25 protein-coding genes and 2 pseudogenes are annotated in these 24,964 nt (G+C 43.3%); 14 read left to right on the plus strand and 13 right to left on the minus strand.

All coding sequences use genetic code 11. The features are described 5' to 3' along the window. Positions 1–157 precede the first annotated feature (157 nt). Positions 158–1,078, plus strand: coding sequence for a ribosome small subunit-dependent GTPase A (gene rsgA / locus ACQ86K_RS31865; protein ID WP_129569524.1), 921 nt, complete (start codon positions 158–160; stop codon positions 1,076–1,078). A gap of 193 nt (positions 1,079–1,271) precedes the next feature. Here the strand turns inward: rsgA and ACQ86K_RS31870 are convergent, their stop codons facing one another. Further along, positions 1,272–2,465, minus strand: coding sequence for a serine hydrolase domain-containing protein (locus ACQ86K_RS31870; protein WP_431199424.1), 1,194 nt, complete (start codon positions 2,463–2,465; stop codon positions 1,272–1,274). Between the two features lie 133 nt (positions 2,466–2,598). Then, positions 2,599–3,837, minus strand: coding sequence for a cystathionine gamma-synthase family protein (locus ACQ86K_RS31875; RefSeq protein ID WP_091176119.1), 1,239 nt, complete (start codon positions 3,835–3,837; stop codon positions 2,599–2,601). Positions 3,838–4,067: 230 nt separating this feature from the next. Here ACQ86K_RS31875 and dtd point away from each other — a divergent pair, with 230 nt between their 5' ends. After that, positions 4,068–4,523 carry a D-aminoacyl-tRNA deacylase gene (gene dtd / locus ACQ86K_RS31880; RefSeq protein WP_091176117.1) on the plus strand — a complete coding sequence of 152 codons (456 nt, stop codon included), beginning with the start codon at positions 4,068–4,070 and terminating at the stop codon, positions 4,521–4,523. A 190-nt stretch (positions 4,524–4,713) separates the two neighbouring features. After that, the gene (locus tag ACQ86K_RS31885) at positions 4,714–5,088 is read left to right on the plus strand and encodes a GxxExxY protein (RefSeq protein WP_091176114.1); all 375 of its coding nucleotides are present in this window, start codon (positions 4,714–4,716) and stop codon (positions 5,086–5,088) included. Positions 5,089–5,235: 147 nt separating this feature from the next. On the opposite strand, the gene ACQ86K_RS31890 is transcribed toward ACQ86K_RS31885, so the two are convergent. The 3 genes from ACQ86K_RS31890 to ACQ86K_RS31900 form a co-directional block, all read right to left on the minus strand. Further along, positions 5,236–5,412 carry a hypothetical protein gene (locus tag ACQ86K_RS31890; RefSeq protein ID WP_431199425.1) on the minus strand — a complete coding sequence of 59 codons (177 nt, stop codon included), beginning with the start codon at positions 5,410–5,412 and terminating at the stop codon, positions 5,236–5,238. A 98-nt stretch (positions 5,413–5,510) separates the two neighbouring features. Further along, a complete protein-coding gene (locus ACQ86K_RS31895; protein WP_431200976.1) occupies positions 5,511–5,939 on the minus strand; it encodes a sigma-70 family RNA polymerase sigma factor in 429 nt (142 codons plus the stop codon). Next, complete coding sequence (locus ACQ86K_RS31900; protein WP_431200988.1) at positions 5,834–6,085, minus strand: hypothetical protein; 252 nt, start codon at positions 6,083–6,085, stop codon at positions 5,834–5,836. The genes ACQ86K_RS31895 and ACQ86K_RS31900 overlap by 106 nt, the downstream gene beginning before the upstream one ends. A gap of 242 nt (positions 6,086–6,327) precedes the next feature. Here ACQ86K_RS31900 and ACQ86K_RS31905 point away from each other — a divergent pair, with 242 nt between their 5' ends. The 6 genes from ACQ86K_RS31905 to ACQ86K_RS31930 are packed head-to-tail and all read left to right on the plus strand — an operon-like array spanning position 6,328 to position 10,102. Beyond that, the gene (locus ACQ86K_RS31905) at positions 6,328–7,161 is read left to right on the plus strand and encodes a DUF1223 domain-containing protein (protein ID WP_091176165.1); all 834 of its coding nucleotides are present in this window, start codon (positions 6,328–6,330) and stop codon (positions 7,159–7,161) included. A 29-nt stretch (positions 7,162–7,190) separates the two neighbouring features. After that, positions 7,191–7,898 (plus strand): cytochrome b/b6 domain-containing protein, encoded by a 708-nt coding sequence (locus tag ACQ86K_RS31910; RefSeq protein ID WP_176844595.1) that lies wholly within the window; start codon positions 7,191–7,193, stop codon positions 7,896–7,898. After that, positions 7,873–8,682 (plus strand): molybdopterin-dependent oxidoreductase, encoded by an 810-nt coding sequence (locus ACQ86K_RS31915; protein WP_091176107.1) that lies wholly within the window; start codon positions 7,873–7,875, stop codon positions 8,680–8,682. The genes ACQ86K_RS31910 and ACQ86K_RS31915 overlap by 26 nt, the downstream gene beginning before the upstream one ends. A 54-nt stretch (positions 8,683–8,736) precedes the next feature. Next, on the plus strand, positions 8,737–8,979 hold the full coding sequence (locus ACQ86K_RS31920; protein ID WP_431200989.1) for a hypothetical protein: 243 nt from the start codon (positions 8,737–8,739) through the stop codon (positions 8,977–8,979). Between the two features lie 32 nt (positions 8,980–9,011). Continuing rightward, positions 9,012–9,557 (plus strand): MFS transporter, encoded by a 546-nt coding sequence (locus ACQ86K_RS31925; protein ID WP_431200977.1) that lies wholly within the window; start codon positions 9,012–9,014, stop codon positions 9,555–9,557. Positions 9,558–9,583: 26 nt separating this feature from the next. Next, on the plus strand, positions 9,584–10,102 hold the full coding sequence (locus tag ACQ86K_RS31930; RefSeq protein WP_431199426.1) for an MFS transporter: 519 nt from the start codon (positions 9,584–9,586) through the stop codon (positions 10,100–10,102). Between the two features lie 258 nt (positions 10,103–10,360). Here ACQ86K_RS31930 and ACQ86K_RS31935 read toward each other — a convergent pair whose 3' ends face one another. The 4 genes from ACQ86K_RS31935 to ACQ86K_RS31950 all read right to left on the minus strand — a co-directional run bounded on the left by ACQ86K_RS31935 (position 10,361) and on the right by ACQ86K_RS31950 (position 13,261). Next, the gene (locus tag ACQ86K_RS31935; RefSeq protein WP_090533817.1) at positions 10,361–11,245 is read right to left on the minus strand and encodes a sugar phosphate isomerase/epimerase family protein; all 885 of its coding nucleotides are present in this window, start codon (positions 11,243–11,245) and stop codon (positions 10,361–10,363) included. Between the two features lie 194 nt (positions 11,246–11,439). Continuing rightward, positions 11,440–12,012, minus strand: a complete 573-nt coding sequence (gene def, locus ACQ86K_RS31940) for a peptide deformylase (RefSeq protein WP_091176101.1) — start codon at positions 12,010–12,012, stop codon at positions 11,440–11,442. 17 nt (positions 12,013–12,029) lie between these two features. Continuing rightward, positions 12,030–12,581: a M16 family metallopeptidase gene (locus ACQ86K_RS31945; RefSeq protein ID WP_431200978.1), complete on the minus strand. Its 552-nt coding sequence runs from the start codon at positions 12,579–12,581 to the stop codon at positions 12,030–12,032. A 23-nt stretch (positions 12,582–12,604) separates the two neighbouring features. After that, positions 12,605–13,261, minus strand: coding sequence for a M16 family metallopeptidase (locus ACQ86K_RS31950; RefSeq protein ID WP_431199427.1), 657 nt, complete (start codon positions 13,259–13,261; stop codon positions 12,605–12,607). Positions 13,262–13,410: 149 nt separating this feature from the next. Here ACQ86K_RS31950 and hpt point away from each other — a divergent pair, with 149 nt between their 5' ends. Both hpt and ACQ86K_RS31960 read left to right on the plus strand, forming a co-directional pair. Continuing rightward, positions 13,411–13,950: a hypoxanthine phosphoribosyltransferase gene (gene hpt / locus ACQ86K_RS31955; RefSeq protein WP_091176095.1), complete on the plus strand. Its 540-nt coding sequence runs from the start codon at positions 13,411–13,413 to the stop codon at positions 13,948–13,950. 115 nt (positions 13,951–14,065) lie between these two features. Beyond that, positions 14,066–14,566, plus strand: a complete 501-nt coding sequence (locus ACQ86K_RS31960) for a hypothetical protein (RefSeq protein WP_090533461.1) — start codon at positions 14,066–14,068, stop codon at positions 14,564–14,566. 106 nt (positions 14,567–14,672) lie between these two features. On the opposite strand, the pseudogene mfd reads toward ACQ86K_RS31960, so the two are convergent. Beyond that, positions 14,673–18,016: pseudogene (mfd, locus tag ACQ86K_RS31965) on the minus strand (transcription-repair coupling factor). 156 nt (positions 18,017–18,172) lie between these two features. On the opposite strand from mfd, the gene ACQ86K_RS31970 reads away from it, so the two are divergent. The 3 genes from ACQ86K_RS31970 to ACQ86K_RS31980 all read left to right on the plus strand — a co-directional run bounded on the left by ACQ86K_RS31970 (position 18,173) and on the right by ACQ86K_RS31980 (position 19,757). Next, positions 18,173–18,583 carry a DUF4199 domain-containing protein gene (locus ACQ86K_RS31970; protein WP_091176089.1) on the plus strand — a complete coding sequence of 137 codons (411 nt, stop codon included), beginning with the start codon at positions 18,173–18,175 and terminating at the stop codon, positions 18,581–18,583. After that, positions 18,576–18,884 (plus strand): DUF2752 domain-containing protein, encoded by a 309-nt coding sequence (locus ACQ86K_RS31975; protein ID WP_243770653.1) that lies wholly within the window; start codon positions 18,576–18,578, stop codon positions 18,882–18,884. Before ACQ86K_RS31970 ends, ACQ86K_RS31975 begins: the two co-directional genes overlap by 8 nt. A 510-nt stretch (positions 18,885–19,394) precedes the next feature. Beyond that, complete coding sequence (locus ACQ86K_RS31980; RefSeq protein WP_090533469.1) at positions 19,395–19,757, plus strand: TM2 domain-containing protein; 363 nt, start codon at positions 19,395–19,397, stop codon at positions 19,755–19,757. A 112-nt stretch (positions 19,758–19,869) separates the two neighbouring features. Here ACQ86K_RS31980 and ACQ86K_RS31985 read toward each other — a convergent pair whose 3' ends face one another. The 3 genes and pseudogenes from ACQ86K_RS31985 to ACQ86K_RS31995 form a co-directional block, all read right to left on the minus strand. Further along, positions 19,870–21,516, minus strand: coding sequence for a M28 family metallopeptidase (locus tag ACQ86K_RS31985; RefSeq protein WP_091176085.1), 1,647 nt, complete (start codon positions 21,514–21,516; stop codon positions 19,870–19,872). 184 nt (positions 21,517–21,700) lie between these two features. Next, positions 21,701–22,951, minus strand: a pseudogene (locus tag ACQ86K_RS31990) (APC family permease); the annotation flags it as partial. A 213-nt stretch (positions 22,952–23,164) separates the two neighbouring features. Beyond that, positions 23,165–24,919: a M61 family metallopeptidase gene (locus ACQ86K_RS31995; protein WP_091176080.1), complete on the minus strand. Its 1,755-nt coding sequence runs from the start codon at positions 24,917–24,919 to the stop codon at positions 23,165–23,167. Positions 24,920–24,964: the final 45 nt, after the last annotated feature.

Genomic DNA, 24,964 nt, shown 5'->3' on the forward strand with positions numbered 1-24,964 from the left:
TAAATTCGTGGAGAGATTTTTACCACGAATGCTCAGCATGCCATTCACAATTAACCGAATTACACAAATTATGACGTAGAATGGCAATTCGTGTAATTCGCTCAAATTCGAAAAAATTAGTGTCAAAATTAATTTGCTACTTTTGAGGCTCGATAATATGCAGGGACTAATTACAAAATCAACCGGAAGCTGGTACCAGGTACAAACCCCCGATGGGCAAAAGATAGATTGCCGCATCAAAGGTAAGTTCCGTATAAAAGGTATTACCACAACCAACCCTATTGCCGTTGGCGATGTGGTTGATTTTGAAATGGAGCCCGACAGGGAAGATGGCGTGATCACCAACCTGCATCAACGAAAAAACTACATCATCCGCAAGGCTATTAACCTGAGCAAACAGGCGCAGATCATTGCTGCCAATCTCGACCAGGCTATTTTGGTAGTTACACTGGCTTCTCCGCGTACTTCTCTGGGTTTTATCGATCGCTTTTTGGTAACTGCCGAGGCTTACGATATCCCTGCAAGACTGGTGTTCAATAAGCTCGATCTGTTTAGCGATGAAGGCCTGGAGGTTTTGGCCGATTATAAAGCTATTTATGAAGATATTGGCTACCCCTGTTTTGAAGTTTCGGCTATTGAAGGTACTAATATCAGCCAGGTGCAGGATCTGTTGAAGGATAAGGTCACTTTGTTTTCCGGCCACTCGGGCGTGGGTAAATCAAGCCTGATCAACGCGTTGCTACCCGAGTTGGACCTGCGCACACACATGGTATCCGACTGGAGCGATAAGGGGATGCACACCACCACCTTTGCCGAAATGTTTGAGCTGCCGCAGGGTGGTTTTATTATTGATACCCCCGGCATCCGCGAACTGGGTGTTATCGACATAGAAAAACAGGAGCTTAGTCATTTTTTTCCCGAAATGCGTGAACGGATGAACCAATGCCGTTTTAACAATTGCCGCCACATCAATGAACCCGGCTGCGCCGTACTTGAAGCTTTGGAAGAAGGAGAGATAACGCTATCGCGCTATGAGAGTTACCTGAGTATTTATCATGGTAATGACACAAGGGCCTGATTTGAGAATCAAGACTTTTAGAGTCAGGAGTCAGGAAGAAACTCAACTCTTGTCATTTCGATAGAGCAGAGGAGGATGGTGTGTCGGGGCGAAAGAGAAATCTTATTAGCCATGTAAACCGCACCCATAGTTGGCAATGCATGACAGATAAGATTTCTCCCGATGGTCGAAATGACAATTTTTATTAAACACCTTACTTCTTCGCCGCTTCCTTCACCAGCACATCAACAATTACCTGTTTATTCGGCAAGTATTTATTGGTCAAAAACAAGCCTCCTTTGCCGGTAGTGGTATTAAAGAACAAATAAGTGCCTACGCCGGGATCATCGCCGTCATGGCCTACGGTGCCGTTAGTATATAAATTCCAGAAGATGCCTTTGTTACGATAGGTTAAATTGATGTTTTTAGGCGGATGCTCCTTGTTGAACTGCGCGGTGAACATGGTTTGATAAGATGCCTCAGTAAGCAGCTTTTTATCGTGCCGGGCAATTGCCACTAAATATTTGCTCAAATCTTCGGGCGAAGTTTTTAGCCCTCCATCCGGATACGTAACCAGGTCATATAACGGGAACCGGTTCTTTTGATCGAGGTATAAATAGGCGTGGTTTTTTAAATCCACATCTTGAATATGCCAGCCTGAATGATCCATTTTTAGGGGCTTCAGGATATACTTTTGGGTAAACTGTGCATAAGAAAGGCCCGATTTAAGTTCAATGAGATATGCCGCCAGTGCCGAGCCGATGTTAGAATATGAGGAAACGCTTCCTGCCGGACCTTCCCCGAAATTGGCCTTGCTGTAGTATTCTCCCTGTGGGGATAAATAGTTGTAAAAGAACTGGGCTAAAGTTGTATCCTTTAATTTATCACCAAACCCCATTTGGTTAAGGGTTTTAATCGAAACACTGTCATAGGCCCTTAGTTTAGGATAAAAATGATAGCAGTAATGATATACATCAGGGTTATCAACAATCCCTGATGTATGGTTGGTTAACTGCCTGATGGTTATTTTTCCGTTTGGGTCATTAGGATTGGTTACCTTAAAAGGTAGCACATCGTTGATATCTGTTTCCAGCGTAAAATACTTTAATTCGATAGCTTTCATCAACGCTACGGCAATAACAGTTTTACTCACCGAGCCAATGTTTTGAATTGTATTAGCTAAATAGGGTACTTGGTTGGCTTCATTTGCATAGCCAAAACTATGGGAGTAGCTAACTTTATTACCATCGGTCATGATCACATACATGCCGGGCAGACTTTCATGCGTAAAAGCCTGTTGTAATTTGATGGTTAAAGAGTCTGGTTGGGTTTGCGCCTGGATGCCGCTGGTTATAAGTGCAAGGGTTAGCACACGAAGAAGTGTTTTCAAGGTTTTATAGGTTTTCATACGTCTATATTACAACAAACAGCATATAAACCCCTATCGATCAATGAAAATTATTTTATGTTCTGCTATGAAAGTCGCGAACAGGTATGGTATTCAACAAAAAAGGCCTTGTGTTATTCACAAGGCCCAATATTTATTCGCCTAAAGCGGTTTTGAAATCGTCGAGCAAATCGTCGAGGTCTTCAATACCTACCGAGAGGCGGATCATGCTTTCAGGAATGCCCATTTCTGCGCGGCGCTCGGCACCAAGTTCAAAGAAAATGGTTTGTGCAACCGGTATGGCCAGGGTACGTGTATCACCAAGGTTGCTTGATTTTACAACCAGTTTCAGTTTATTTAAAAATGCCAGGCAGTTGATACTTTCATCAAGCTCAATGCTCATCAAGCCGCCATAGCGTGTAAATAACTCACCGGCCAATTCATGCTGCGGGTGCGATTCAACGCCCGGGTAAAATACCTTTTTAACTTTTGGGTGATTATCGAAATATTTAGCCAGTGCCAAAGCGTTGCTGCAGGCACGGTCAAGGCGCAGGGCCAGGGTTTCGGCACCAACAGATATTGTATGTGCAGCTTCGGGTGATAAAGTGCCACCGGCGTCACGTAACCCTTTCTTACGGATCTGGGTCATGCCCAGGTTCTCTGGTTTTACAGCTGCTTTAAATCCGGGGAAAATATTTGGGTAGTTTGCCCAATCAAACAAGCCGGTATTCGTAACCGCGCCACCGAGGGCGTTGCCATGACCGCCAATGTATTTGGTAAGTGAATTAATCACTAAACTTGCTTTAACATTAATTGGGTTAAACAGGTATGGCGAGGTCATGGTGTTATCAACAACGTACATAATGCCTTTTTCCTCGCACAGGTCGCCAATGTTTTTTAGGTCGGCAATTTGCGTGGCCGGGTTGGCAATAGTTTCAACAAACACCATGCGGGTATTTGCTTTTACTGCCGCGCGTACATTATCAACCGAGGTAGCATCAACAAAATCAATACTGATACCCATATCAATAAATGTTTGGAAAATGCTGCGGCTGTTCCCAAACAGGAACGAGCTGGCTACGATATGGTCAGTACCTTTAATAAGGGCCATCACCGTTGCCGAAATTGCCGCCATACCGGTTGAGAAAGCGATACTTGATACCCCATGTTCCATTTGAGTTACCTTTTGCTCCAGAGCGGTAACAGTTGGGTTACCCTGGCGTGAATAAGCGTAACCACTTTTTTTATTTTGGAAAATATCAACCAGGTCCTGCACATCCTCGTGCCCGTAGGTTACAGAGGTGTGGATGGGTTTATGTAATGAACCATGCTCGGGTTTACCAAGCCGGTCGGCATGTAATATGGTGGTAGTGAAGCCTTTTTTTGTACTCATTTTTAATCCTATTAATTAGATATACATAATAGCGGTTGCGAACTTAATTAATTACGCACTAATTACACGAATGGAATTAGCACTAATTGCACTAATGATAACGAATTGACACAAATACTTATAAGGCGTTTGCAATTTGATCGAATTACACGAATTACTTATCTATAGCGAATAAGATTAATGAAATTCGCCTAAATTGTGACCAACATAAATTAATTCGTGTAAAAATTATGAGGGCTGTACTACAACGCGTTACCCAGGCAAGCTGCACAGTAGATGGAAATGTTACAGGCGAAATAGGTGTCGGATTTTTGGTATTATTAGGGATTGAAGATGCCGATACCCCAGAGGATATGCAGTGGCTTGCTAATAAAATTACAGGCATGCGTGTTTTTGGCGACGAGAACGGACTTATGAATAAAGCCCTTGCCGATGTTAACGGGGATATACTATTGATATCACAGTTTACCCTTTTCGCTCAAACTAAAAAAGGAAACCGCCCGTCGTTTCTGCGGGCTGCCAAGCCGGATAAAGCTATCCCGATGTACGAACAAATGGTTCAAACGCTTGAAACATTAACAGGCAAAAAGATAGCAACAGGCATTTTTGGTGCTGATATGAAAATCAACCTGCTTAATGATGGTCCGGTTACTATTATAATGGATACGAAGGATAGAGAGTTTTAACACGAATATTTTGCGTGTCGATTACAATTAGATCGAATTACACGAATCCATGTTTGACACGAATCCTTGCTCTCTGAAGAGAATTATTTTGAATTACACGAATTGTTTTTTATCGACTCCTCGGGAGAGTTAATTAAATAATTGATGAAATTAAAATCATTCTATATTTTGGTCACCAATTCTGTTAACCGTGGTTGAAATCTTATTTAAGGAAGAATCTTACAAAATTATCGGGGCATGTTTTGAGGTTCATAACATATTGGGGCACGGATTTAAAGAAGCAGTTTATAAGGATGCCCTCGAGTTTGAGTTTGCCAGGTTAAATATCCCATTTGTACGAGAAAGACCATTTACCATTACATATAAAGAACAAAAACTCAAGCATTTCTTTGTTGCTGACTTTGTAGTTTATGACGGTATCATTCTCGAAGTAAAAATAGGCAATTACATCGGCGACCCATATATCAAACAAACGCTTAACTACTTAAAAGCCTCTGGCCTCAAATTAGGCCTTGTAATAAATTTCGGAAAACCTTCAATTGAATATCAACGAGTTGTTTTCTAAAAAAGGATCCGGCTATCTAATCACCCACGCCAATTCGTATAATTCGATCCTATTATCTACGCCAAGCAAAGATTCGTGTCAAACATGGATTCGTGTAATTCGCTCAAATTTTATTCATAATGCAAATCCATTCGTGATAAAATCTTATTACGCCAATCCTTCTTCAATCCTTGCCTGCAAATCTGCTTTAAAAGCATCATCAAGTTTCAGCTCATTTTTTAGCGAATCATGAAATAGCTGCTGCACCATATCATTAATAACGCGGCTTTGTTTATTGTATAATACGCACACGCCGCAACCGGCCAGGTGAATGCGCAGTTCCATTTCCTCGCGGAAGCTAAGCCGTTTAAGCTGTTTTTTTCGATGAGGAAAGTAGCTTGTTTACAGTTATATATAATTTTTTTTAAATAGCTCATTTCAGTTTAATTCCAGTTTTTTTGAAGGCAGGCCCTCAGGTTAACTTTTGCCCGGTGAATGATAACCCAGAAGTTGGCCTGGCTAACATGCAGTTCGGTGCAAATATTTTCGGTAGCCGCATCGTCTATGTGTTTCATGGTAAATACTGCGTTCCACAGGGCAGGTAATTTTTGCAGGCATTTTTGCAGAATGCTGTTCAGCTCTTTTTTTAACAAAGGATCCTGGTCGTCCATTGCCGCGATGGGCTGTGGAGCATATTCAGCTTTCCAGTGCCCATTGTCTTCCTCAAAAAAATCATCCTGCTCCTGAGCTGCTTTATTAGCCGAAGCTATAGCCAAACCTGATGATTTTTTGCGGTATACATCAATAATCTTATTTTTAAGGATAGCGGTAAGCCACGTTCGTTCGGTGCTTTTGCCCTCAAACCGGTCCACTTTTTCAAGGGCTGCCAAAAAGTTTCCTGTACCAGGTCTTTGGCCGTATCCTCATCATTGATGCGCACAATGGCATACATATACAGGTAATCGGCATAGGCTGTAACCCATTTATGAGGGTTTAATACATTAGTTTCGGTTAACATGAAATGCGGTAATGCTAATACAATTACAGGCTTAGTCGGGCGCTGGGCTTAATCCTTACAAGATAAATTCAAATCTATTTTAATCCAAGACCTTCCTGATGATTACTAAGTTACGCTACGTGTCTTGATTTGAGCATATTATGCCGATATTTATATCAGCCAAAAAAGTAAAAAATTATTGTAAGGTTATCCCAATAAACCCGACAAAGCAGAAAAAATGTATATCATTTAAACTAAGTGAAATGAAAAAGATCAGAATATTTGCGTTTGTGTCGTTTGTTATAGGTGCAGTAATCATTTCTGTTGCATTCATAAATTGCAAAAGTGGAGCTAAAACCAACCAAAACGATAATTTAAAGTTTAATGGTAAAGGTTTTGCCCTTGTTGAACTGTTTACTTCCGAAGGCTGTTCAAGCTGCCCGCCTGCCGACGAGCTGGTTGCCAAAGTTCAAAAAGAGGTTGGCGATAAGCCCGTTTATATTTTAGCCTACCATGTTGATTACTGGAACCGTCTTGGCTGGAAAGACGTTTTCAGTAGTGCCGATTATTCAAAACGGCAAAATGAATATGCGCACTGGTTAAACTTGTCGCAGGTTTACACGCCGCAAATTGTGGTTAATGGTAAAACGGAGTTTGTAGGTTCGCAGGAGGAGCGTTTACGCAGCACTATTAAAAGCGGCCTGCAGGGGAGCGGCAGTGTTCAATTAAACTTAGGTGTTACTCTTAATGCGAATAATACAGCTTCGGTACAATACAAAGTTGAAGGCAATACCGGGAGCGCATCTAATGTGATATCATTGGCATTGGTTCAAAAACAAGCTGTTGTAAAAGTTGAGCGGGGTGAAAATGGTGGCCGCACATTGGCCCATGCTCAAATTGTACGAAACCTGCAAACCATGCCTTTAAACAAAAACAATGGCAGCGCAACTATTGCTTTGCCTGCCGGGGTTGAGGCCCGGGGATGGGAAGTAATAGGTTTTGTACAAAATACAAATAACGGTGCTGTTTTGGCAGCATCGAAAAGCCTGGTTAAAGTATCGGCGGATGTTGGGCAACAAGATAAAAACATACAATAGTTGTGTTGAATGGCATTAAGAGTATTTAGATGAAGATAATTAAAGAGAAACACCCGCTGTTAATGCGCTGGACGCATTGGGTAAACTTTCCCATCCTTACCATCATGATTTGGAGCGGGCTGCTCATTTACTGGGCCAATGATACTTACACTTTCACGCTCTTCGGTGTCACTTTTATTCGCTTTTTTCCGCAGGGCCTTTATGATGCGCTGCACATTCCCCGGCGACTGGCCGAGGGTATGGCTTTCCATTTTTTGTTTATGTGGTTTTTTGCGCTTAACGGCTTGTTGTATGTGTCATATACCATAATATCGGGCCAGTGGCGTGAGCTTGTGCCTAACCGGCATTCATTTAAAGAAGCCTGGCTGGTGGTTTTGCACGACCTGCACATCCGGAAAATGGCTCCGCCTCAGAATAAATACAACGCAGCTCAGCGAATTGCCTATACGGCTATTATTGTTATGGGGTTTGGCTCGCTGATAACAGGGCTGGCTATTTATAAGCCGGTGCAATTTAATTACCTCGCCTGGATTTGCGGAGGGTACCATTTGGCCCGCATCTGGCATTTTGTGCTCACCATTGGTTATGTATTGTTTTTCCTGGTGCATGTTGTTCAGGTAGTACTTGCCGGCTGGAACAACTTCAGATCGGTTATTTCGGGTTTTGAGGTAATAGATAAAAAGCCACTGCCCGCTATTCAAATTCAAAACGATGAAACTAACGAAAAAACTGAGTAAGGTTTTCAGCAAAAATAAAGGCCCCAAAAAGGAGCTTACAGTTGAGCAAAAGATCAGCCGCCGCAATTTTATTTCCTTCGGCAGCTTCCTGGTATTGGGCGGTGCCGCCTATGGGGGCTGGCGTTGGTTGTATACGTCGCCCAATGAGGTACCCGGTATAACGGGAGAGGCCCATAAGCCACTGCGCGCTGTGCTTAACGCCAATGAAAAGGTGGTGCGCCAATTATACAGTAATAAAAACCTGGTAAAAACCTATCCTAAAGAAATGGCCGCCAAGGTAGTGCGTCATAATAGTGATATAGGCTCGGAGGGTTTGATTGATGTAGGCAACTGGAAACTGTCGGTTAAAAAGCAGAATGGTGAGCTATTGAATATCGGTATCGATGAAATAAAGAAACTTCCTAAAACGGAGATCGTTTATGATTTTAAGTGCGTAGAGGGCTGGGACCAGATTTCGCACTGGGGCGGTGTAAAATTCAGCGATTTTATAGCTCACTTTAAGCTTGATGCCGAAACCCGGTTTGAGTATGTAGGCATGGAAACGCCCGACAAGGAATATTACGTGGGCGTTGACATGCCAAGCGCTATGCACCCGCAAACTTTGCTGGCCTATGAGGTGAACGAAAAACCCTTGCCGCCGAAGCATGGCGCGCCGCTAAGGCTCATTATCCCTGTAAAATATGGCATCAAAAACCTGAAACGGATAGGCAGCATAACCTTCAGCAATAGCCGTCCCCGCGATTACTGGGCCGAACAGGGTTATGATTATTACGCAGGGTTGTAAAAGACCAGTTAAACCGCCATTATATATTGATGTAATATTTGCATATTGCATTAAATGCCGGCCAATAAACTACCACTTTCCAAACAGCTTGCTTATGCCTGCGGAATGATAGGATGGAGCATCATGACCAATATTATCATTGTGATGCTGCCTTACTTTTACCTGCCGCCAAACAATGCCGGGCTTACTACGCTGGTACCCCAATTGTTACTTTTGGGCCTGTTCAATATCATGTCGGTAATCACAGCATCCGGGCGGTTGGTGGATGCTTTTTTGATCCTTTTATTGCCTCGCTAAGCGATAAAAGCGAAAACCGTCGTGGGCGGCGCATTCCTTTTATGCAATGGGCTATTTTACCTGCCGCTTTATTTTGCGGATTAACCTTTTACCCCATGGTAAAGGGCGAAAGTATCCATAACGCTTACTGGCTTACCTTTACGCTTATTTGTTTTTTTATGGGCGCTACGGCCTATATTATCCCGTACAACGCCTTGCTGCCCGAGCTTACCCGCACAGGCAGCGAAAGGGTTAAACTATCATCATTACAACAGGTGGGTTTTGTAATTGGGATTATCTTATCGGCCATGGTCAATAACTTTGCCGACTGGGTACAACGCTTTGCCGGCACCCCCAATCGTGATACCGCCGTGCAGTACACCATTTGGGGGCTGGCCATATTTGCCGGGCTGGTAATGCTCGTACCTGTATTCGCCATTGACGAAAAGCGGTATTCAAATGGTCATCCCTCGCATTTATCACTCTTACCAGCTATTCAAAAAACCTTTCAAAATCGGAATTTCAAATATTACCTGATATCCGATTTTTCGTACTATATGGCATTAAGCATTATATCAAGCGGCTTACTGTTTTTTTAAAATCGTTATTATATCTGCCCGAATCTATGGGCGGAGAACTTATGGCTACTATGGTACTGGTATCACTGCTGTTTTATCCGCTGGTTAATTACCTGTCGCAAAAGATCGGCAAAAAACCTATCGTGCTTTTTTCGTTCGCGTTACTGAGTTTGATTTTTGTGGCGATATTTTTCCTGGGCAAACTTCCATTTACACCGCAGGTGCAAATCTATACGCTGGTTATCAGTGCGTCGTTTCCGCTGGCCTCGCTGGGTATTTTGCCCAATGCTATACTTGCCGAAATAGCACAGAACGAGGCTAAACGTACCGGCGAGAACCGCGAGGGGATGTTCTTTGCGGTTAAATACCTGTTTGTAAAACTGGGCCAAACACTGGGTATTGCATTGTTTGCGTTTTTAACCATTTATGGAAAAGACCCGGGCAACGATTATGGCCTGCGCCTGAATGGTATTTGCGGTTGTGTGCTCTGTTTGCTGGCTTTTGTTTTCTTTAACCGGTTCAGGGAGCGCGGGAACAGGGGTAAAAAGAGAACCGCCCATCATTGAGCTTCATGTTCCGCCAGATCCTTAAAGGCAGGTAACGTGCCGCTGTGTAACCTGAAGCGGCTGTTTATCGGTTTGCGCTTCTGCAACGCAGGCAAAAAGAAGAGAAGCCATCAAAATGACTATGAGGTATTTGATTATGGTTGCACTCATTTTCCTTTGCCGTTAAATGTGTTATAAAACAATTTGCCCTTGTAGAATAAAAAAGGCCTGCCATTTGTTTTAAATGCAGGCCTTCAGGATATCAGTGTAAAAGCAATATTACACCAGGTTCTTTTTAATATAGCTGATACTTTGTGCAATGCTCACAAACGGATCGCCCGGGCAAACATCCTGCTCAACAAAGAAATATTTGAGGCCTGATTTTTTTGCCTGGGTAAAGATCTTTTTAAAGTCGATAACCCCGTTTCCAACTTCAGTAAATTTCTTTTCAGGGGTTTTGTCCATATCCTTAACATGCCACAGCGGGAAACGGCCCGGGTGTTTATCAATAAGGGCGATTGGGTCCTGGTTTGCTTTATTAACCCAATACAAGTCCATTTCCATTTTTACCAGGTCTTTATCAGTGTTCTCCAAAAGGATCTCATATGGGTATTTACCGTTTTCCTGTATAAATTCAAAGTCGTGGTTGTGATAGCAAAGTTGGATACCCGCGCCTTTACAGGTTTCGCCGGCTATATCAAGCATATTGGCCACGTTTTTATAATGGTCAAGATTGCCGCGCTCAGATTGCGAAAGATATGCGCAAACCATGTATTGCACACCGGCTTCGGCAGCGTCATCAACGGCTTTTTTCCAGTCGTTCATGATGGTTCCTTTTTGTTGTTCGCCGTTAACCAGCTCCTCACCTAAACGGTAATGCGCGCTCGGCATAATAAGGCCGTTTTGTTTTAAAACATTTGCAAAATCGCCGGGGCGCATGCCATAAAACAATTCGGTGCCGGTATAAGTTGCACCTTCCACAGATGTGAAACCTGTTTTGGCAACCTTTGCCAATGCAGCAACAGGGTCGGCAGCCATTGCATCACGCACAGTATATAATTGTAAGCCTATATATTTTTTATCATATGCAAACAAATTAGGAGCTGCCAACAGGCCTGCTGAAAGTAGCGCCGAAGTTTTTAGGAAAGATCGTCTGGTAGTCATTGGTTTATGATTTTTATGATTGGTTGTGTAAATATAACGCATTAAAAATGCCAAAACAAAGACCGAAATTACGCGGATTGGTTTAATGCTGGGGTATAGTATTGTAATTTTTACAGGTGTAGTTAATATTTATAAAAATATATAAAAGGAAAAAGCCGCTGTATGGCGGCTTTTTATATGCTTTGGGTAAAGTATTATCTTCCTTTTTTAATGTTGGGAAACTTCATTTTATAATCCACATCAACCATGCCTTTTGAAATATCGTTAAGTTTCTTTTCAATAAGTCGCTTACGCAGCGGGCTTAGCTTATCTGTAAACAGTTTGCCTTCAATATGGTCATATTCATGCTGGATAACGCGAGCGGCCATGCCCTTAAAAGTTTCTTCATGGTGTTTCCAGTCTGCATCATAATATGACATGCGTACAACCGGCTTGCGGTATACATCCTCGCGGATATCCGGAATGCTCAGGCAGCCTTCGTTAAAACCCCATTCCTCACCGGTTTCTTCCAGTATGGTAGCATTGATGAACGCTTTTTTGAAATCTTTCAGTTCCGGTTCGTCATCATCAAAGGGGGTGGCATCCACCACAAATAAACGCATTGACATGCCTACCTGCGGCGCTGCCAGGCCAACACCACGGGCCGCGTACATGGTTTCAAACATATTTTCAACCAGTTCTTTTATATGCGGATACTCGTCGGGCTCAATAGCTGTTGCTTTCTTTCTTAAAACAGGATCACCGTAGGCAATGATAGGATACTTCATCTTGCAAAAATAAAGGATTATTGCTTAGGCTCAAATAGCAAAGTGATCAAGCGGTTATTATCAAAAATTTCATTGCTGATGGTCAGCAATTGCTCGGCGCTTACCTGGTTAATTTTAGCAAAGATCTCTTCGAGGGTGTCAACACGGTTAAAATCAATCATGCTTTTGGCCATAGCTATAATGAGGCTCATGCGGTTTTCTTCCGCTAATGCTATTTGCCCGATGAACTTTTGCCGGGCCTGGTGCAATTGCAATGTGCCCAGCTTTTGTTCACGCAGTTTTTTCAGCTCCTTATGAATCAGTTTTGAAGCTTTGTTCGCTTTTTCGGTATCCGTACCAAAGTAAATAGAAAAGATGCCGGTGTCAGTTAAAGGAGTGTAATTTGATTCGACAGTATAGGCTATACCATGTTTTTCCCTGATTTCGAGGTTGAGCCTGCTGCTCATGCCCACCCCGCCCAGGAGGTTGTTAAGCAATAATAAGCCCCATTTGTGCTCATGCGACGATGAATAAGCCTGTGTGCCTATAATGCAGTGCGTTTGTGAGATAGGTTTGTTAACGATATGGATACTACCCGTACCTTGTACGGGCTTTACCCGATTTTTTTAAGTTCATTTAAAGGCACATGACCGAAATACTTTTCAGACATGGCCACCAGTTTCCTGAACTCATAATTGCCGTGTACAGCAAAGATCATTTCGGTTGTATTATAGTTTGCCGCTATAAACCCCCGGATGTCGTCCCCATTAAGCCTGCCAACGGTTTCGGGCGTACCTAAAATGTTTTGCCCCATGGGGTGCTCCTTAAACAGCAGCTCTTCAAAATCATCCTGTATGGCTTCTTCCGGTTGGTCAAGATAGGAAGCTATTTCATCTAAAATGACACCGCGCTCTTTCTCCTGTTCATCATCCGGGAACGTGGAATGAAATAATATATCCTCAAAAAGATCCATAGTGCGGTCAAGGTGCTGGTTAAGCAACGATGCGTGGATGCAGGTATATTCTTTAGTGGTATAAGCGTTAAGATCGGCGCCAACAAGCTCAAGTCTGTTCAGGATCTGACTGGTGTTACGGCGTTCGGTTTCTTTAAACAGCAGGTGCTCAATAAAATGGGCAAGGCCTTCCTGTCCCGGAGCTTCATCGCGCGATCCTGCGTTTACAATAAAGCAACAATGTGTAATTGCCGATGGCCAGTGCTTATACAGTATGCGGATACCATTAGGCAAAGTATAAAGTTGATAGTCAATCATTCGGCTGCAAAGATAAGCTTATATGTCACAATTATTTTTCACGCTATTGTAAGTGATTAATAGTATTTTAGGCGCTTAAAATCCAATTTCGCCGGGATTAATGTAAACGGCGGAACTATACTGCCTTTAAAAAACACAAACTAAACCCAATGACAAAACAAATAGCCGATCTGGAATTTGAGATACTACTAACTGCCGATAAGATTGAAGAACGTGTTAAAGCCATTGGCATACAATTAAATGAAGATTATAATAATAGCATACCCGTTTTTATAGGGGTACTCAGCGGCAGCTTTCTTTTTATAGCCGACCTGATCAAACAAGTGAGCATTCCCTGCGAAATTAACTTCACCAAATTAGCATCATACTATGGCGGTGTCTCCAGTACGTTAAAAATACGGGAAGATATTGATTTAACAGTCGATATTAAGGGACGCGATGTAGTTATTATTGAAGATATTGTTGATACGGGCAATACAGCTCACTATCTAATCCAGAAACTGAAGGAAAGAGAGCCCGCCTCATTAAGGTTATGCTCATTATTATTAAAGCCGGCCGCTCTTCAAAAAAAGATAGAGGAGCTTAAGTATGTAGGCTTTGAAATAGAAAACGAATTTGTAGTAGGTTATGGCCTTGATTACAAGGAAATGGGGCGTAATTTAAAAGATATTTATAAAAAAGTAGGATAAGAATAAACGGATCTTAACAGAAAATGTGGCAGTTGCTATTGAGACATAGCACATTACGGGTAATTTTTTTAACAGATGATTAAAACAATAGCTCCCTTGTTTCGTTTTAGGGTTTATGAAATATACATCTTTACTTTTATCAGGCTGCATAGCAGCATCGTTTTTGTTTTCTTCATGTGATAAAAAAGGGCCGGCTACTTCAACTGTTGCTATTACCATAACTGATGGCCAGACCGGCGCTGCATCGGCAGGTGCAACAGTAAAACTGTATGATGATGTAAATAAACCCAATACCGGGGAAGCGCCTTCATACACACTTACTACGGATGCGTCAGGAAAAGCGACTGCAGTAGTTGCCTATATAGGAGAGTATTACATTGTTGCTGAAAAAGGAACCCAAAAAAGCTATTACAATGGACTGATTCCGATAGGTATTTTTAAAACTCAGGCCGATATTGACAGCAGCCCTAAACAAACACCCGCAGCAATAATTGGTTCCGTGAAATTTAAGGACACCAATAACGATGGCGTTATCAACGATTCGGATAAAGCAAAAGCGCCGAATTTGTTTTTGCAAGAAGGACAAACGCTTAATTACAGCTTAGCGGTTTATTAATTTACAGAGAGACTCATTTTATAGTAAAGCTACCGGTGAAAATCGGTAGCTTTATTGTTATAGGTTGAACATTATGTTGTCGTGGGGATACGACAACAGGAGATGATTATATTATCCCCGCCACCTCGCTCAGCATCCTCAGCGCCTCGTCAACGCTGTCAATTCCCTCAATTCCCAAACGGAGCGTGTTTTTAACTTCTTTCAAATTAGTGCGCCTTGGGTTATTCTTCACAAAGTCGAGCACATTACGGAAGGCCTCGGTTTCAAAGTAACTTGATTGCTGGTTGGTGATAAAATAGCCACGCAAAACGTTTTTCTTGAGCGAGATTTTTCAAAACCGATGGCCTTGCCCAGCCATTGCAACCGCAGGGTATTGAGTAAACCGTCAACCTGGGCCGGTACCGGGCCAAAACGGTCGTGCAATTTTTGTTGAAATGCCTGCAGTTCCACCTCGTTTTCCAGTTTGGAAAGCTCGGTATACAGGTTATATCGCTCGGAGAGATTGGTTACATACTCATCGGGGATGAGGATCTCCAGGTCGGTATCAATTTGGGTAAAAGAAATATAGGGGCGGGGCTTATCCTCGGGGAATACGCCTTTAAACTCATCGTCTTTAAGTTCCTGTATAGCCTCGTCGAGGATCTTATGATACATTTCAAAGCCTATTTCGGCAATGAAGCCGCTTTGTTCGGCGCCAAGCAGGTTACCGCTGCCACGGATATCCAAATCCCTCATAGCCACATTAAAGCCGCTGCCCAGGTCGCTGAACTCTTCAATGGCACTCAGGCGTTTGCGGGCCTCGCTGGTTAACGTTGACAAAGGCGGACTTAGCAAATAACAATACGCCTTTTTATTACTCCTGCCCACACGGCCACGCATCTGGTGCAGGTCGCTCAAGCCAAACATATGGGCGTAGTTGATGATAATGGTATTGGCATTGGGAATGTCCAGGCCGGCCTCAATAATGGTTGTAGCCACCAGCACATCATACTCGTGGTTCACAAATTTAAGCATTACATCTTCCAGGTCGTCACCTTCCAATTGGCCGTGAGCAATGCCGATACGTGCTTTAGGAACAAGCTTACGGATCATGCCGCCCAATTGCGGCAGATCGGCCACGCGGTTGTGGATAAAGAACACTTGTCCGCCGCGGTCAATCTCAAATTCAACCGCTTCTTTAATGAGTTTATCATTAAACACATGCAGCTCGGTAACAACCGGCTGACGGTTTGGCGGCGGAGTTGATATGATAGAAAGATCACGTGCACCCATTAACGAAAAATGAAGCGTTCGCGGAATGGGCGTTGCCGTTAAGGTAAGCGTATCCACATTAGCGCGCATCTGTTTCAGCTTCTCTTTGGTCGATACGCCAAACTTCTGCTCTTCGTCAATGATCATCAGGCCAAGGTCTTTGAATTTCACATCCTTGCTTACCAAACGATGTGTGCCTATGATGATATCTACCTTGCCTTCTTTCAGTTTTTCCAAGGTATCCTTGATCTGCCTGGTTGATTTAAAGCGGTTAACATAATCAATATTGGCAGGGAACCCCTTGAGCCTGTCGGTAAAGGTTTTGTAATGTTGTGCTGCCAGGATAGTTGTTGGTACCAATATGGCCACCTGCTTGCTATCGGCAACAGCTTTAAATGCTGCGCGAACAGCTACTTCAGTTTTACCAAAACCCACGTCGCCGCAAATGAGGCGGTCCATAGGGTGGGGCGACTCCATATCTTTTTGAAATCGGCCGTGGCTTTTTCCTGGTCGGGAGTGTCCTCGTACAGGAATGATGCCTCCAGTTCGGTTTGCAGGTAGCTATCGGGCGAAAAGGCATTGCCATGCTGGGCTTTACGAAGGGCGTAAAGCTTGATCAGGTCGCGGGCTATGTCCTTAACTTTTTTTTGTTGTTTTCTTCAAACGTTCCCAGGTGTCGGTACCCAGCTTGTTCATTTTGGGAACGGAACCTTCTTTGCCGCTGAATTTGGAAATGCGGTTAAGTGAGTTGATGTTCACATACAGCAGGTCGTTATCAGCATAAATCAGGCGGATCATTTCCTGTTGTTTGCCGTTCACGTCAACCTTTTCCAAACCCGCATATTTGCCGATACCGTGGTCGATATGCGTAACATAATCGCCAGGTTTAAGGTCGCGGAGCTCTTTTAGTGTAATAGCTTGGGAACGCTGGTAGCCCTTGCGGGTTTTGTATTTATAGTAACGGTCAAAGATCTGGTGATCGGTATAGCAGGCTATTTTCTGCTCATGATCAATAAAACCTTCGCGTACGGAGATGCTTATAGGAGTAAATTTTACCTTTTTATCCAGGTCGTCCAAAATGGCGTATAAACGCTCAACCTGTTTGGCCGAATCGGTGAAGATGAAATTCTCGATCTTATCGGCCTCGTTGTTTTTAAAGTTGTGGATGAGCAGCGTAAAATCTTTATTGAACGATGGCTGCGGCCGCATATCAAAATTGATAGCGGTGGCGTCATGGTAAAAGAACTGCTTTCCAAACTCTACCACAGGAAAATCATGCAATTGATCGCCTATTAGCTTTTCGTCGGTAAAACCAAATTTGGGATCTATCCAATCAGGGTTTTGCGCTTTTTCATCTGCAGAGAGAGCTTTCCAAAGGTTTACAGCCTTTTTATAACCGGTTTGGATAATGTCCAGCGTAAACTGAACATCTTTGATCCACACCTGTGTACCTGCTTCAACATATTCAAGCAGGGAGATATTATTCTCCGTTAGAAATTTAGATTGTACGTTGGGAACAATGGTAATGCTTTTAACATGCTCAACCGACAGCTGGCTCTCGATTTCAAACGTACGGATCGACTCAATGAAATCACCAAAAAACTCAACCCGGTAGGGGAGCATATGCGAAAAAGAGAAGATATCAACAATGCCGCCACGGATAGAAAATTGCCCCGGCTCATATACAAAATCAACCCGCTCAAAATCATACTCTATCAAAAACTCGTTGATGAAATCAATACTGAGCTTGTTGCTAACGGCTATTTCGAGGGTGTTTTTTTCAAGCGATGAACGATCGATCACCTTTTCGGCCAAAGCCTCGGGATAAGTTACAATGAGCTGGCCATATTCTGAACTGTGGTTAAGCTCGTTCAAAACCTCGGCACGGGCCAGTACATTACTGCTATCGGGCTGGGTAAATTCAAAAGGCTTGCGGTATGATGAAGGGAACAGCAGGGCTTCTTTACCGGTAAGGTTTTCCAGGTCGGCCTGGAAATAACCTGCTTCTTCGCGGTCGGGCAGTACAAATACCATGTGTTTGTGCTGCAAAAAATACAATGCTACCGCCATGGCCGAATCACTTGATCCCACCAAACCACGCAGCTGTACCCTTGGATTTTTTGATGCGTTAAGCGCAGTGGCCAACGTTTTTATCCGGTCATCAGCCTTATATCTGTCTAATATATCACGGATGTTCAAACCGCGGCAAAGATAAACAAAAAAGGAAAGCCAAAATAAAAAAGCGTTGGGCTAAAAATTAATGCAAACAATATGACGGCTTATTTACTTTTTAATGATAAATTTATGTATGTAAACGCGCATACCGATTTATAAATCAATCTTAATTATATAATTATGAAGAATGCAGTGTTATCAGGGGGTATCATCGGCGTATTAAGTGTCATCTGGATTTTTGCTATGCCACGGCTTGGCGTTATGCCGCAAAAAGACGTTGTGGCCCCAGTCGAATACTTTTCATTTATTATACCGGCTATCGGTCTTTTTTTCGGCATCATGAGTTATCGAAAAAACGAGTGTAATGGCCAGATGGGCTTTTTAGAAGCTCTTTTTCAAAGCTTTAAAATATTAATTGTAGGCGGCATCATAGCCGTTTTTGGCTCAATACTTTATATTAGCTACGTTTCATCATCGGGCGATAACATAAAGGATTTTTCTGAACGGATTTTTGGTGCATTGATAGTTGGGGTGCTGCTCGCCTTTGCGGTATCGTTGTTATTCACCAACAAAGCAAACAAACTTGATTAAGCGTTATTTTTCAAAATATTTTGAACTCTTGTTCTGGACAGCCGCGATGCTTTCATTGGCGATGACCTCGCCAACGGAAGCATCACACTTCACCTTGTGTCCTCTTAAGCTGATGGGCATAGGCTGGTGCCCGGGCTGCGGCTTAGGGCATAGTATTATTTATCTTTTTCATGGCGATATCAGCAATTCTTTCCGTGCCCACTGGCTTGGCATTCCTGCCGTAGCCGTGATCTTTAACCGGATTTATGTACTTACCAAAGCGAGGCTGCTGGAAAGGAATCAGTTTAAGAGCCTTACCTAAATTTTATAAATCATGTCATTGCGAGGAGCGGGAGGGGCATGATCAGGGCGCGACGTGGCAAGCGCATGCTATACAGGTTGGCCATCCTTCCCTGCGATTGCTTCGTTCTGTATAATGATGTGATTGTAAGTTTTTGATTATTAGGTGCGTTTTTGATCGATATTATAAATTGGGGCGTTGCCTGCGGCCCGTGCTATCCCCTCATACTGCGCAGGCCTTAGCCACAGGCAGGTATCCGCTCCTATCACTAACGCGGCCCCAGCGCACTATCACCAAAATATACTTTATACGCCATCACGGTTTTTTCGGGGCTTTCTCAGGTGGTTTCTTACAGCAATGACATTTTATCGCTACTCCTATCATCGGTAAAATTTCCACGCTACTTTTCACCGTTAAAACCTATCATTTCACCGACTACTTATCTCCGCTAACCTATCTCCTGTAGGCGTTTCATGGCTGCTGCGGTACCTTTATATCATAAAACAATCGCAAACTTTAAAACTTACTGAAATGAACGCTTATCAAAATCCATATATGTCTTTCGACGGTATCACTCCCGAAGAATATACATTTCTGCAACAGGCCACTGCCTCATTAACAGAAAACCAGGCTCGCACTTTTATGTCATTTTATGCCAGCAAAAGGCGCAATCCGCAGGATATCATGTTCGCAACGCTTGCAGGTTTCCTTGGTGTATCAGGTGTACAGCGTTTCATGACTGATCAGATCGGTATGGGTATACTTTATTTTTTCACAGCTGGTTTTTGTTTCATCGGTACCATTGTCGACCTGATCAACTACAAAACCATTGCCAACGATTACAACAGGCAAATGGCTTACGAAAGCTTCAACATAGCTAAAATGAGCAACTAAATCCCTTTAAGGGTATAGTTTCACTATATATCAAAAAAATCCACCTTCTGTTACGGGGTGGATTTTTTCGTCTTTTTTAAAGTCTCCCTTTCAGGGGAGATTTAGAGGGGCTTTACTTCATCGATTTCCCCCTTATCGCCTTAAACTCCGAACCGTTTTTCCAGCCGGGGAAGGTTGTTTCGTTACCCAACTTAGTACCAACTTCATAAAGGATATTAGCTATCTGTGCCATGCCTGTGGCATCCATAGTATCGGTGTAATTATCGGTCTGTTGGTGATAGCGGTTGTCGCCATAATCTTTTTGTTTGGCTTCGCCGTAGCTGCCATCATGTACTGCGCTGATGCTGCCATTGTTAATGTCAAGGGCCGGTACACCAACCTTGGCAAAGTTAAAATGGTCCGACCGGTAGTAGCTGCCAGAGCCGGGGTGCCTGTCGCCAACAGTGCTAAGCCCTTGTGCTTTTACTATTTCGTCAACATAATCTTCCAAATCATTTTGGCCTTTGCCGGTTACAGCTATGTCTTTGGTTTCGCCGTAATCGCCAAGGGCATCCATGTTGAGGTCGGCAACTGTTTTGTTAACCGGGTAAATGGGGTGGGTAGCATAATATTCCGAACCCAGTAAACCCTGCTCTTCGGCTGTAACAGCTAAAAATACAATGGAGCGTTTGGGTTTTTCTTTGGCCTTGTTAAATGCTTTGGCCACACTGATAATAGCAGCCACACCATCGGCATTATCAACCGCGCCATTGTAAATGCTATCGCCTTTGGCGTTAGGCTTACCTACGCCCAGGTGGTCCCAATGGGCGGTGTACAGTACATATTCGCCCGGCTGTGAACTGCCTTTAAGTGTACCGATCACGTTGTGCGATGTGGAATATTTTAATTGGTTATTGATAGTTAAAGTAACTGATTGCTTAAGTGGAATGGCTTTAAAATCTTTTTTACGGGCCAGGGCGCGGAAATCGCCGGTTATGCCCACTTCAGCTAAAAGTTTTTTACCCATATCTTCGGTGATCCAGCCTTCAACTTTGCAGCGGTTCATATGCTTGTCTTTTTGCTGCAGGTAAAGTTTGGCGCCTGTGTTACTGTTGGATACCACTTCCCAGCCATAGCTTGCAGGTTCTTTTTGGTGGATGATAAGCACGCCTGCAGCACCCTGGCGCGCGGCTTCTTCATACTTGTAAGTCCACCTGCCGTAGTAGGTCATGGTATCGCCTTTGAAAAATGTAGGATCGCCGTTTTTAAATCCCGGATCGTTCACCAGTACCACAACTGTTTTGCCTTTAACATCAAGTCCGGCATAATCATTCCAGTGATATTCGGGAGCAACAACACCATACCCGGCAAAAACCAGCGGTGAGTTTTTAAGTGTTACTGAATCAACCTCGCGGCGGCTGAAGGTTACAAAATCAGTTGTAGCGTGAAGGCTGAGCGGCGTTTTACCGCCCGTTATTTCCATGACAGGAGAAGGCGTACTGGTGATCTGTACCATGGGCACATCCTGGAAATAAATGCCATTGTTGCCCGGCTCGAGCCCGGCCAGTTTAAACTGCTCCGAAATGTATTTAATCGCCTTGTCTTCGCCGGCGGTGAAAGGTTTGCGGCCCATCATGGAATCATTGGCTAAAGCCGAGATATATTTTTTTATTTCGGCGGCGGTAATAGCTTTTTCGGCCGGCACGCTTTTATTATTCTGGCAGCCTGCAAAAATAGCAAGGCCACCAATAAGCATCAGGTATCGGTGTTTGATTTTCATATGATATGAGTTTTCGGGAAAGGATCGAATTTACGCAAATCCCCGTAAATTATCCAATCATTGAAACGTTGAAGAAATTATCGCCACGAATTTTTTCGAATTAATTGAATTACACGAATTTTTTTCTGTGCCACGATTTGTGAAATTCGAACTAATGTAACAGATAGCCAATATAATTCGTGTATTATTGGTTTAGTTCCGGCCTGCTTAGTTTGATGATTTGCCATGCAACTTCCGCGCTTGATAACGCTACCAAAGCAAATATAGCCGCCGAAAGTGCTTTTGGTGTCGAGCTTAATGCCCCGCCCAGCGCTACGCTGTAAACAATAAATGGCAGCAGCAAAACCAGGCACAGGCCGGTAACACCAAGCGGGATCCGGAAAGGCCGCTCTTTCATCGGCTCCTTGACGCGGAGCTTTACGAGGGCGATATACTCTAAAGAAAGCCCTGCACCGTAAACGGTTACATCAATAATGAGCAGATCGGCAAAGGTCCACAATACCATAAAACTTACAACTATGGAGCAAATGATGATGGAAACAAAAGGTGTTTTAAAACGAGAGTGCAGTTTGTTAACACCTTTTGGAAGTAAATTGTCTTCAGACATTACCTGTGGCACTCGTGATACCGATAACAATACAGCGGTATAGATCCCGAGGGTACTGGCCATACCGCCCGCTGCCACTACTATACCCAGCCAGTGCCCGCCAATCAATTCGCCCAGCGCAGGGAACCCGTTTTCGGTTAAGGTATCATGGTTAATGCCCGATTGCTGGGCAACCCAAATGGCAAAAAAGTATACCACCATTACCAGCACGAAAGCCGTAAAAATTGAAATAAGATATGAGCGTACGGGTTTTTCAACTTCTTCGGCATAGGTGGTTACATTATCCCAGCCCAGGCAGTTCCACATGACGGTGTACAGTGCCATGCCAAATGACGGAAAGCTGAGCCCTTTTAACGAAGTGGCAGGGATGTGCATCGGTCCGCTGTGGTGATAAATACCTAATGCTATCATTAATATAATAGGCGCAAGTACAGCAGCACTTAAAAACAGCGATACCCTACCCACCGGCATAATGCCTAAAATATTTAACCCGGCGGATGCCCAGATGATTACCAAACAAACCGGAATCTGAAAATTTAGCAATTCGGGGAAAAAGAAACCGGCGTATTGCACAAAAAGCACCGGGTAAATGGCAAGGTCGACAAAAGTATAGAGCCAGGTCCACCAGCCCTCAACAAACCCCCAGTGGGTGCCGAGGGCATATTTTACCCATTTGTAATAGCCGCCGGTAATAGGCATCATGCTGTTAAGCTCAAGCACGGTAAATATGGCTGGCACATCCCACATTAACGGGGTTATGAGCAGGATGATCAATGCCCCATGATCGCCTGCATAACTTAATAGTGGCTCAAGGCCATAAGGGCCACCGGATACAGTAAAAAAATAACAGCGACAAGCTGTATCGGGCGTATTTTTTTAATGAGGTTGCAGAGGGCATAAGCTATAAAAATATAACTTATGCTTTAATATTTTAATTTTTTTGTTTGAGCCCTTATGTTGTGCTGAAGCAAGTTCGGAATGATGATACGAGGTAAAAAAAAGGCCAGCTTCTCAGCCGGCCTTTTTCCTAAAAAAGCAATGTTATATGCTTAACCACTTTTTCCTAACAACCATTTGCTGTTCGGTTGGGCTATCAACAGTAACAATATTGTATTTAACGCGGTTGCTTTTCAGCAGGGTAACCGGTAAGGTCATAGCTTGCCCGTCGCGGGTTACAGTAACTTCAATTTTATCGCCGGGATTTTTACCATTGATCAGGGTTGCAGCATCAGTAACCAGGGTGCCGTCGATGGCGGTGATCTCGTCGTTTACGTTAATGCCATCAATATAAGCGGCAGTACCACGCTGCACGCTCGTAACAATAATTTTTTTAGCTGCGGTTGTTGTAGTAGTGATACCTAAAGCAGCATCGTTTTTATCGGCCAGTTCATCCTCTACTTTATAACCGGCATAACCTAAGTATTTATTATAATCGATAGGGGTTAGGCCATTGATGTATCTGGCATAAAAATCATCGAGTTTTTTACCTGCAAATTTTTCAAAGGCTGCTTTAAACTCAGCATCGGTATAACCGCGCTTTTTGATTTTATAATACTGGGTGTACATGTACTTCATGGCATCATCTAACGAGTATTTGCCTTTGCTGTCGTTGATGATCTCCAGATCGAGCATCATACCAATGATTGCCCCTTTGTTGTAGTATGAAATAGTAGTATTGTTAGAGTTTTCGTTAGGGCGGTAAGCTTTAATCCAGGCATCAAAGCTTGATTCGGCAACGGTTTGTACATTTTTTCCGGGTAGGTTTTCCAGAACATTGAACTCGCCCTCCAAAACATCAAAATAATTCTGAACCGGGAACAGTTGCGTACGGCGTACAATGATACCCTGGTAGTACTCGGTAAAACCTTCGGCTATCCACAAATTGGTAGTATAGTTTTCATTGTCATAATCAAAAGGGCCTAACACAATCGGGCGCAGGCGTTTCACGTTCCATAAGTGAAAATGCTCGTGGGCAACAAGGCCTAAAAAGCTTTGATATCCTTTGTCGTTGGTGTAGTTATCGCGAGATGCTCCTAAAACTGTCGAGCTCAGGTGCTCCAAACCACCACCATTACGTTGGCGGTTATGTACAATAAATACATAGTGTTTGTTAGGGTTTTCGCCAAAAACAGCTGCTTCCTGATCAACAATTTTGCGGATATCGGCTTTTAATTTTTCCTTATCATAATTGCCGCCTCCGTACATGCAAATTTCATAATGAACGCCTGATGCATCAAAGCCAAAAACATCCTGGTTGCCTACTTCAATTGGCGAATCGAACAGGATATCGAAGCTTGGTGATAAACGGGTAAACGGATCATTATTCACCATATCGAGGCTTGTTGAAACTTTATCCCAGTTTTTATATGGTTTGATATGTATAACAGCCGGCGAGTGCAGCATATTGGCCGGATAGATGAAAATACCGGTGGTTGAAAGGAAACCGTGTGATGCATCGATAAAACTGGTGCGAACTGAAAGCTCAAAAGCGTAAACCCTGTATTTTACCGTTACCGACGAAATTCCTTTTGTAACAATTTGCCAGGTATTCTTATTGATTTTAGGTGCTGCAATGGGTTTGCCGTTAGCTTCCGCAGTTAATGATTCGATGTTTTTTGCGAACTCGCGTACCAGGTATGAACCAGGTGTCCATACCGGCATTTTAAGCTCAAGGGTATTTTGCTGAAGGCTGGTAATATGCATTTCAATATCAGCATAATGGGCCTGGGCTTCAGGAAACGAAACATTGTAGGTAATCTGAGCGTTGGCGGCGGCTTTGCTGATAGTAGTACTCATAATAAAAATCGTTAGAAAAAATAACGTGCGTAGGTTGGTCAGTTT

It is taken from the genome of Mucilaginibacter sp. P19 (assembly GCF_050632265.1).
Taxonomy (GTDB): domain Bacteria; phylum Bacteroidota; class Bacteroidia; order Sphingobacteriales; family Sphingobacteriaceae; genus Mucilaginibacter; species Mucilaginibacter gossypii.

Bases quoted from the DNA above. Each gene is read 5' to 3' on its own strand.
- rsgA (WP_129569524.1), top strand. From the start codon at position 158: ATGCAGGGACTAATTACAAAATCAACCGGAAGCTGGTACCAGGTACAA.
- ACQ86K_RS31870 (WP_431199424.1), bottom strand. From the start codon at position 2,465: ATGAAAACCTATAAAACCTTGAAAACACTTCTTCGTGTGCTAACCCTT.
- ACQ86K_RS31875 (WP_091176119.1), bottom strand. From the start codon at position 3,837: ATGAGTACAAAAAAAGGCTTCACTACCACCATATTACATGCCGACCGG.
- dtd (WP_091176117.1), top strand. From the start codon at position 4,068: ATGAGGGCTGTACTACAACGCGTTACCCAGGCAAGCTGCACAGTAGAT.
- ACQ86K_RS31890 (WP_431199425.1), bottom strand. From the start codon at position 5,412: ATGGAACTGCGCATTCACCTGGCCGGTTGCGGCGTGTGCGTATTATAC.
- ACQ86K_RS31900 (WP_431200988.1), bottom strand. From the start codon at position 6,085: ATGTTAACCGAAACTAATGTATTAAACCCTCATAAATGGGTTACAGCC.
- ACQ86K_RS31905 (WP_091176165.1), top strand. From the start codon at position 6,328: ATGAAAAAGATCAGAATATTTGCGTTTGTGTCGTTTGTTATAGGTGCA.
- ACQ86K_RS31910 (WP_176844595.1), top strand. From the start codon at position 7,191: ATGAAGATAATTAAAGAGAAACACCCGCTGTTAATGCGCTGGACGCAT.
- ACQ86K_RS31915 (WP_091176107.1), top strand. From the start codon at position 7,873: ATGAAACTAACGAAAAAACTGAGTAAGGTTTTCAGCAAAAATAAAGGC.
- ACQ86K_RS31920 (WP_431200989.1), top strand. From the start codon at position 8,737: ATGCCGGCCAATAAACTACCACTTTCCAAACAGCTTGCTTATGCCTGC.
- ACQ86K_RS31930 (WP_431199426.1), top strand. From the start codon at position 9,584: ATGGGCGGAGAACTTATGGCTACTATGGTACTGGTATCACTGCTGTTT.
- ACQ86K_RS31935 (WP_090533817.1), bottom strand. From the start codon at position 11,245: ATGACTACCAGACGATCTTTCCTAAAAACTTCGGCGCTACTTTCAGCA.
- def (WP_091176101.1), bottom strand. From the start codon at position 12,012: ATGAAGTATCCTATCATTGCCTACGGTGATCCTGTTTTAAGAAAGAAA.
- ACQ86K_RS31950 (WP_431199427.1), bottom strand. From the start codon at position 13,261: ATGATTGACTATCAACTTTATACTTTGCCTAATGGTATCCGCATACTG.
- hpt (WP_091176095.1), top strand. From the start codon at position 13,411: ATGACAAAACAAATAGCCGATCTGGAATTTGAGATACTACTAACTGCC.
- ACQ86K_RS31960 (WP_090533461.1), top strand. From the start codon at position 14,066: ATGAAATATACATCTTTACTTTTATCAGGCTGCATAGCAGCATCGTTT.
- ACQ86K_RS31970 (WP_091176089.1), top strand. From the start codon at position 18,173: ATGAAGAATGCAGTGTTATCAGGGGGTATCATCGGCGTATTAAGTGTC.
- ACQ86K_RS31980 (WP_090533469.1), top strand. From the start codon at position 19,395: ATGAACGCTTATCAAAATCCATATATGTCTTTCGACGGTATCACTCCC.
- ACQ86K_RS31985 (WP_091176085.1), bottom strand. From the start codon at position 21,516: ATGAAAATCAAACACCGATACCTGATGCTTATTGGTGGCCTTGCTATT.
- ACQ86K_RS31995 (WP_091176080.1), bottom strand. From the start codon at position 24,919: ATGAGTACTACTATCAGCAAAGCCGCCGCCAACGCTCAGATTACCTAC.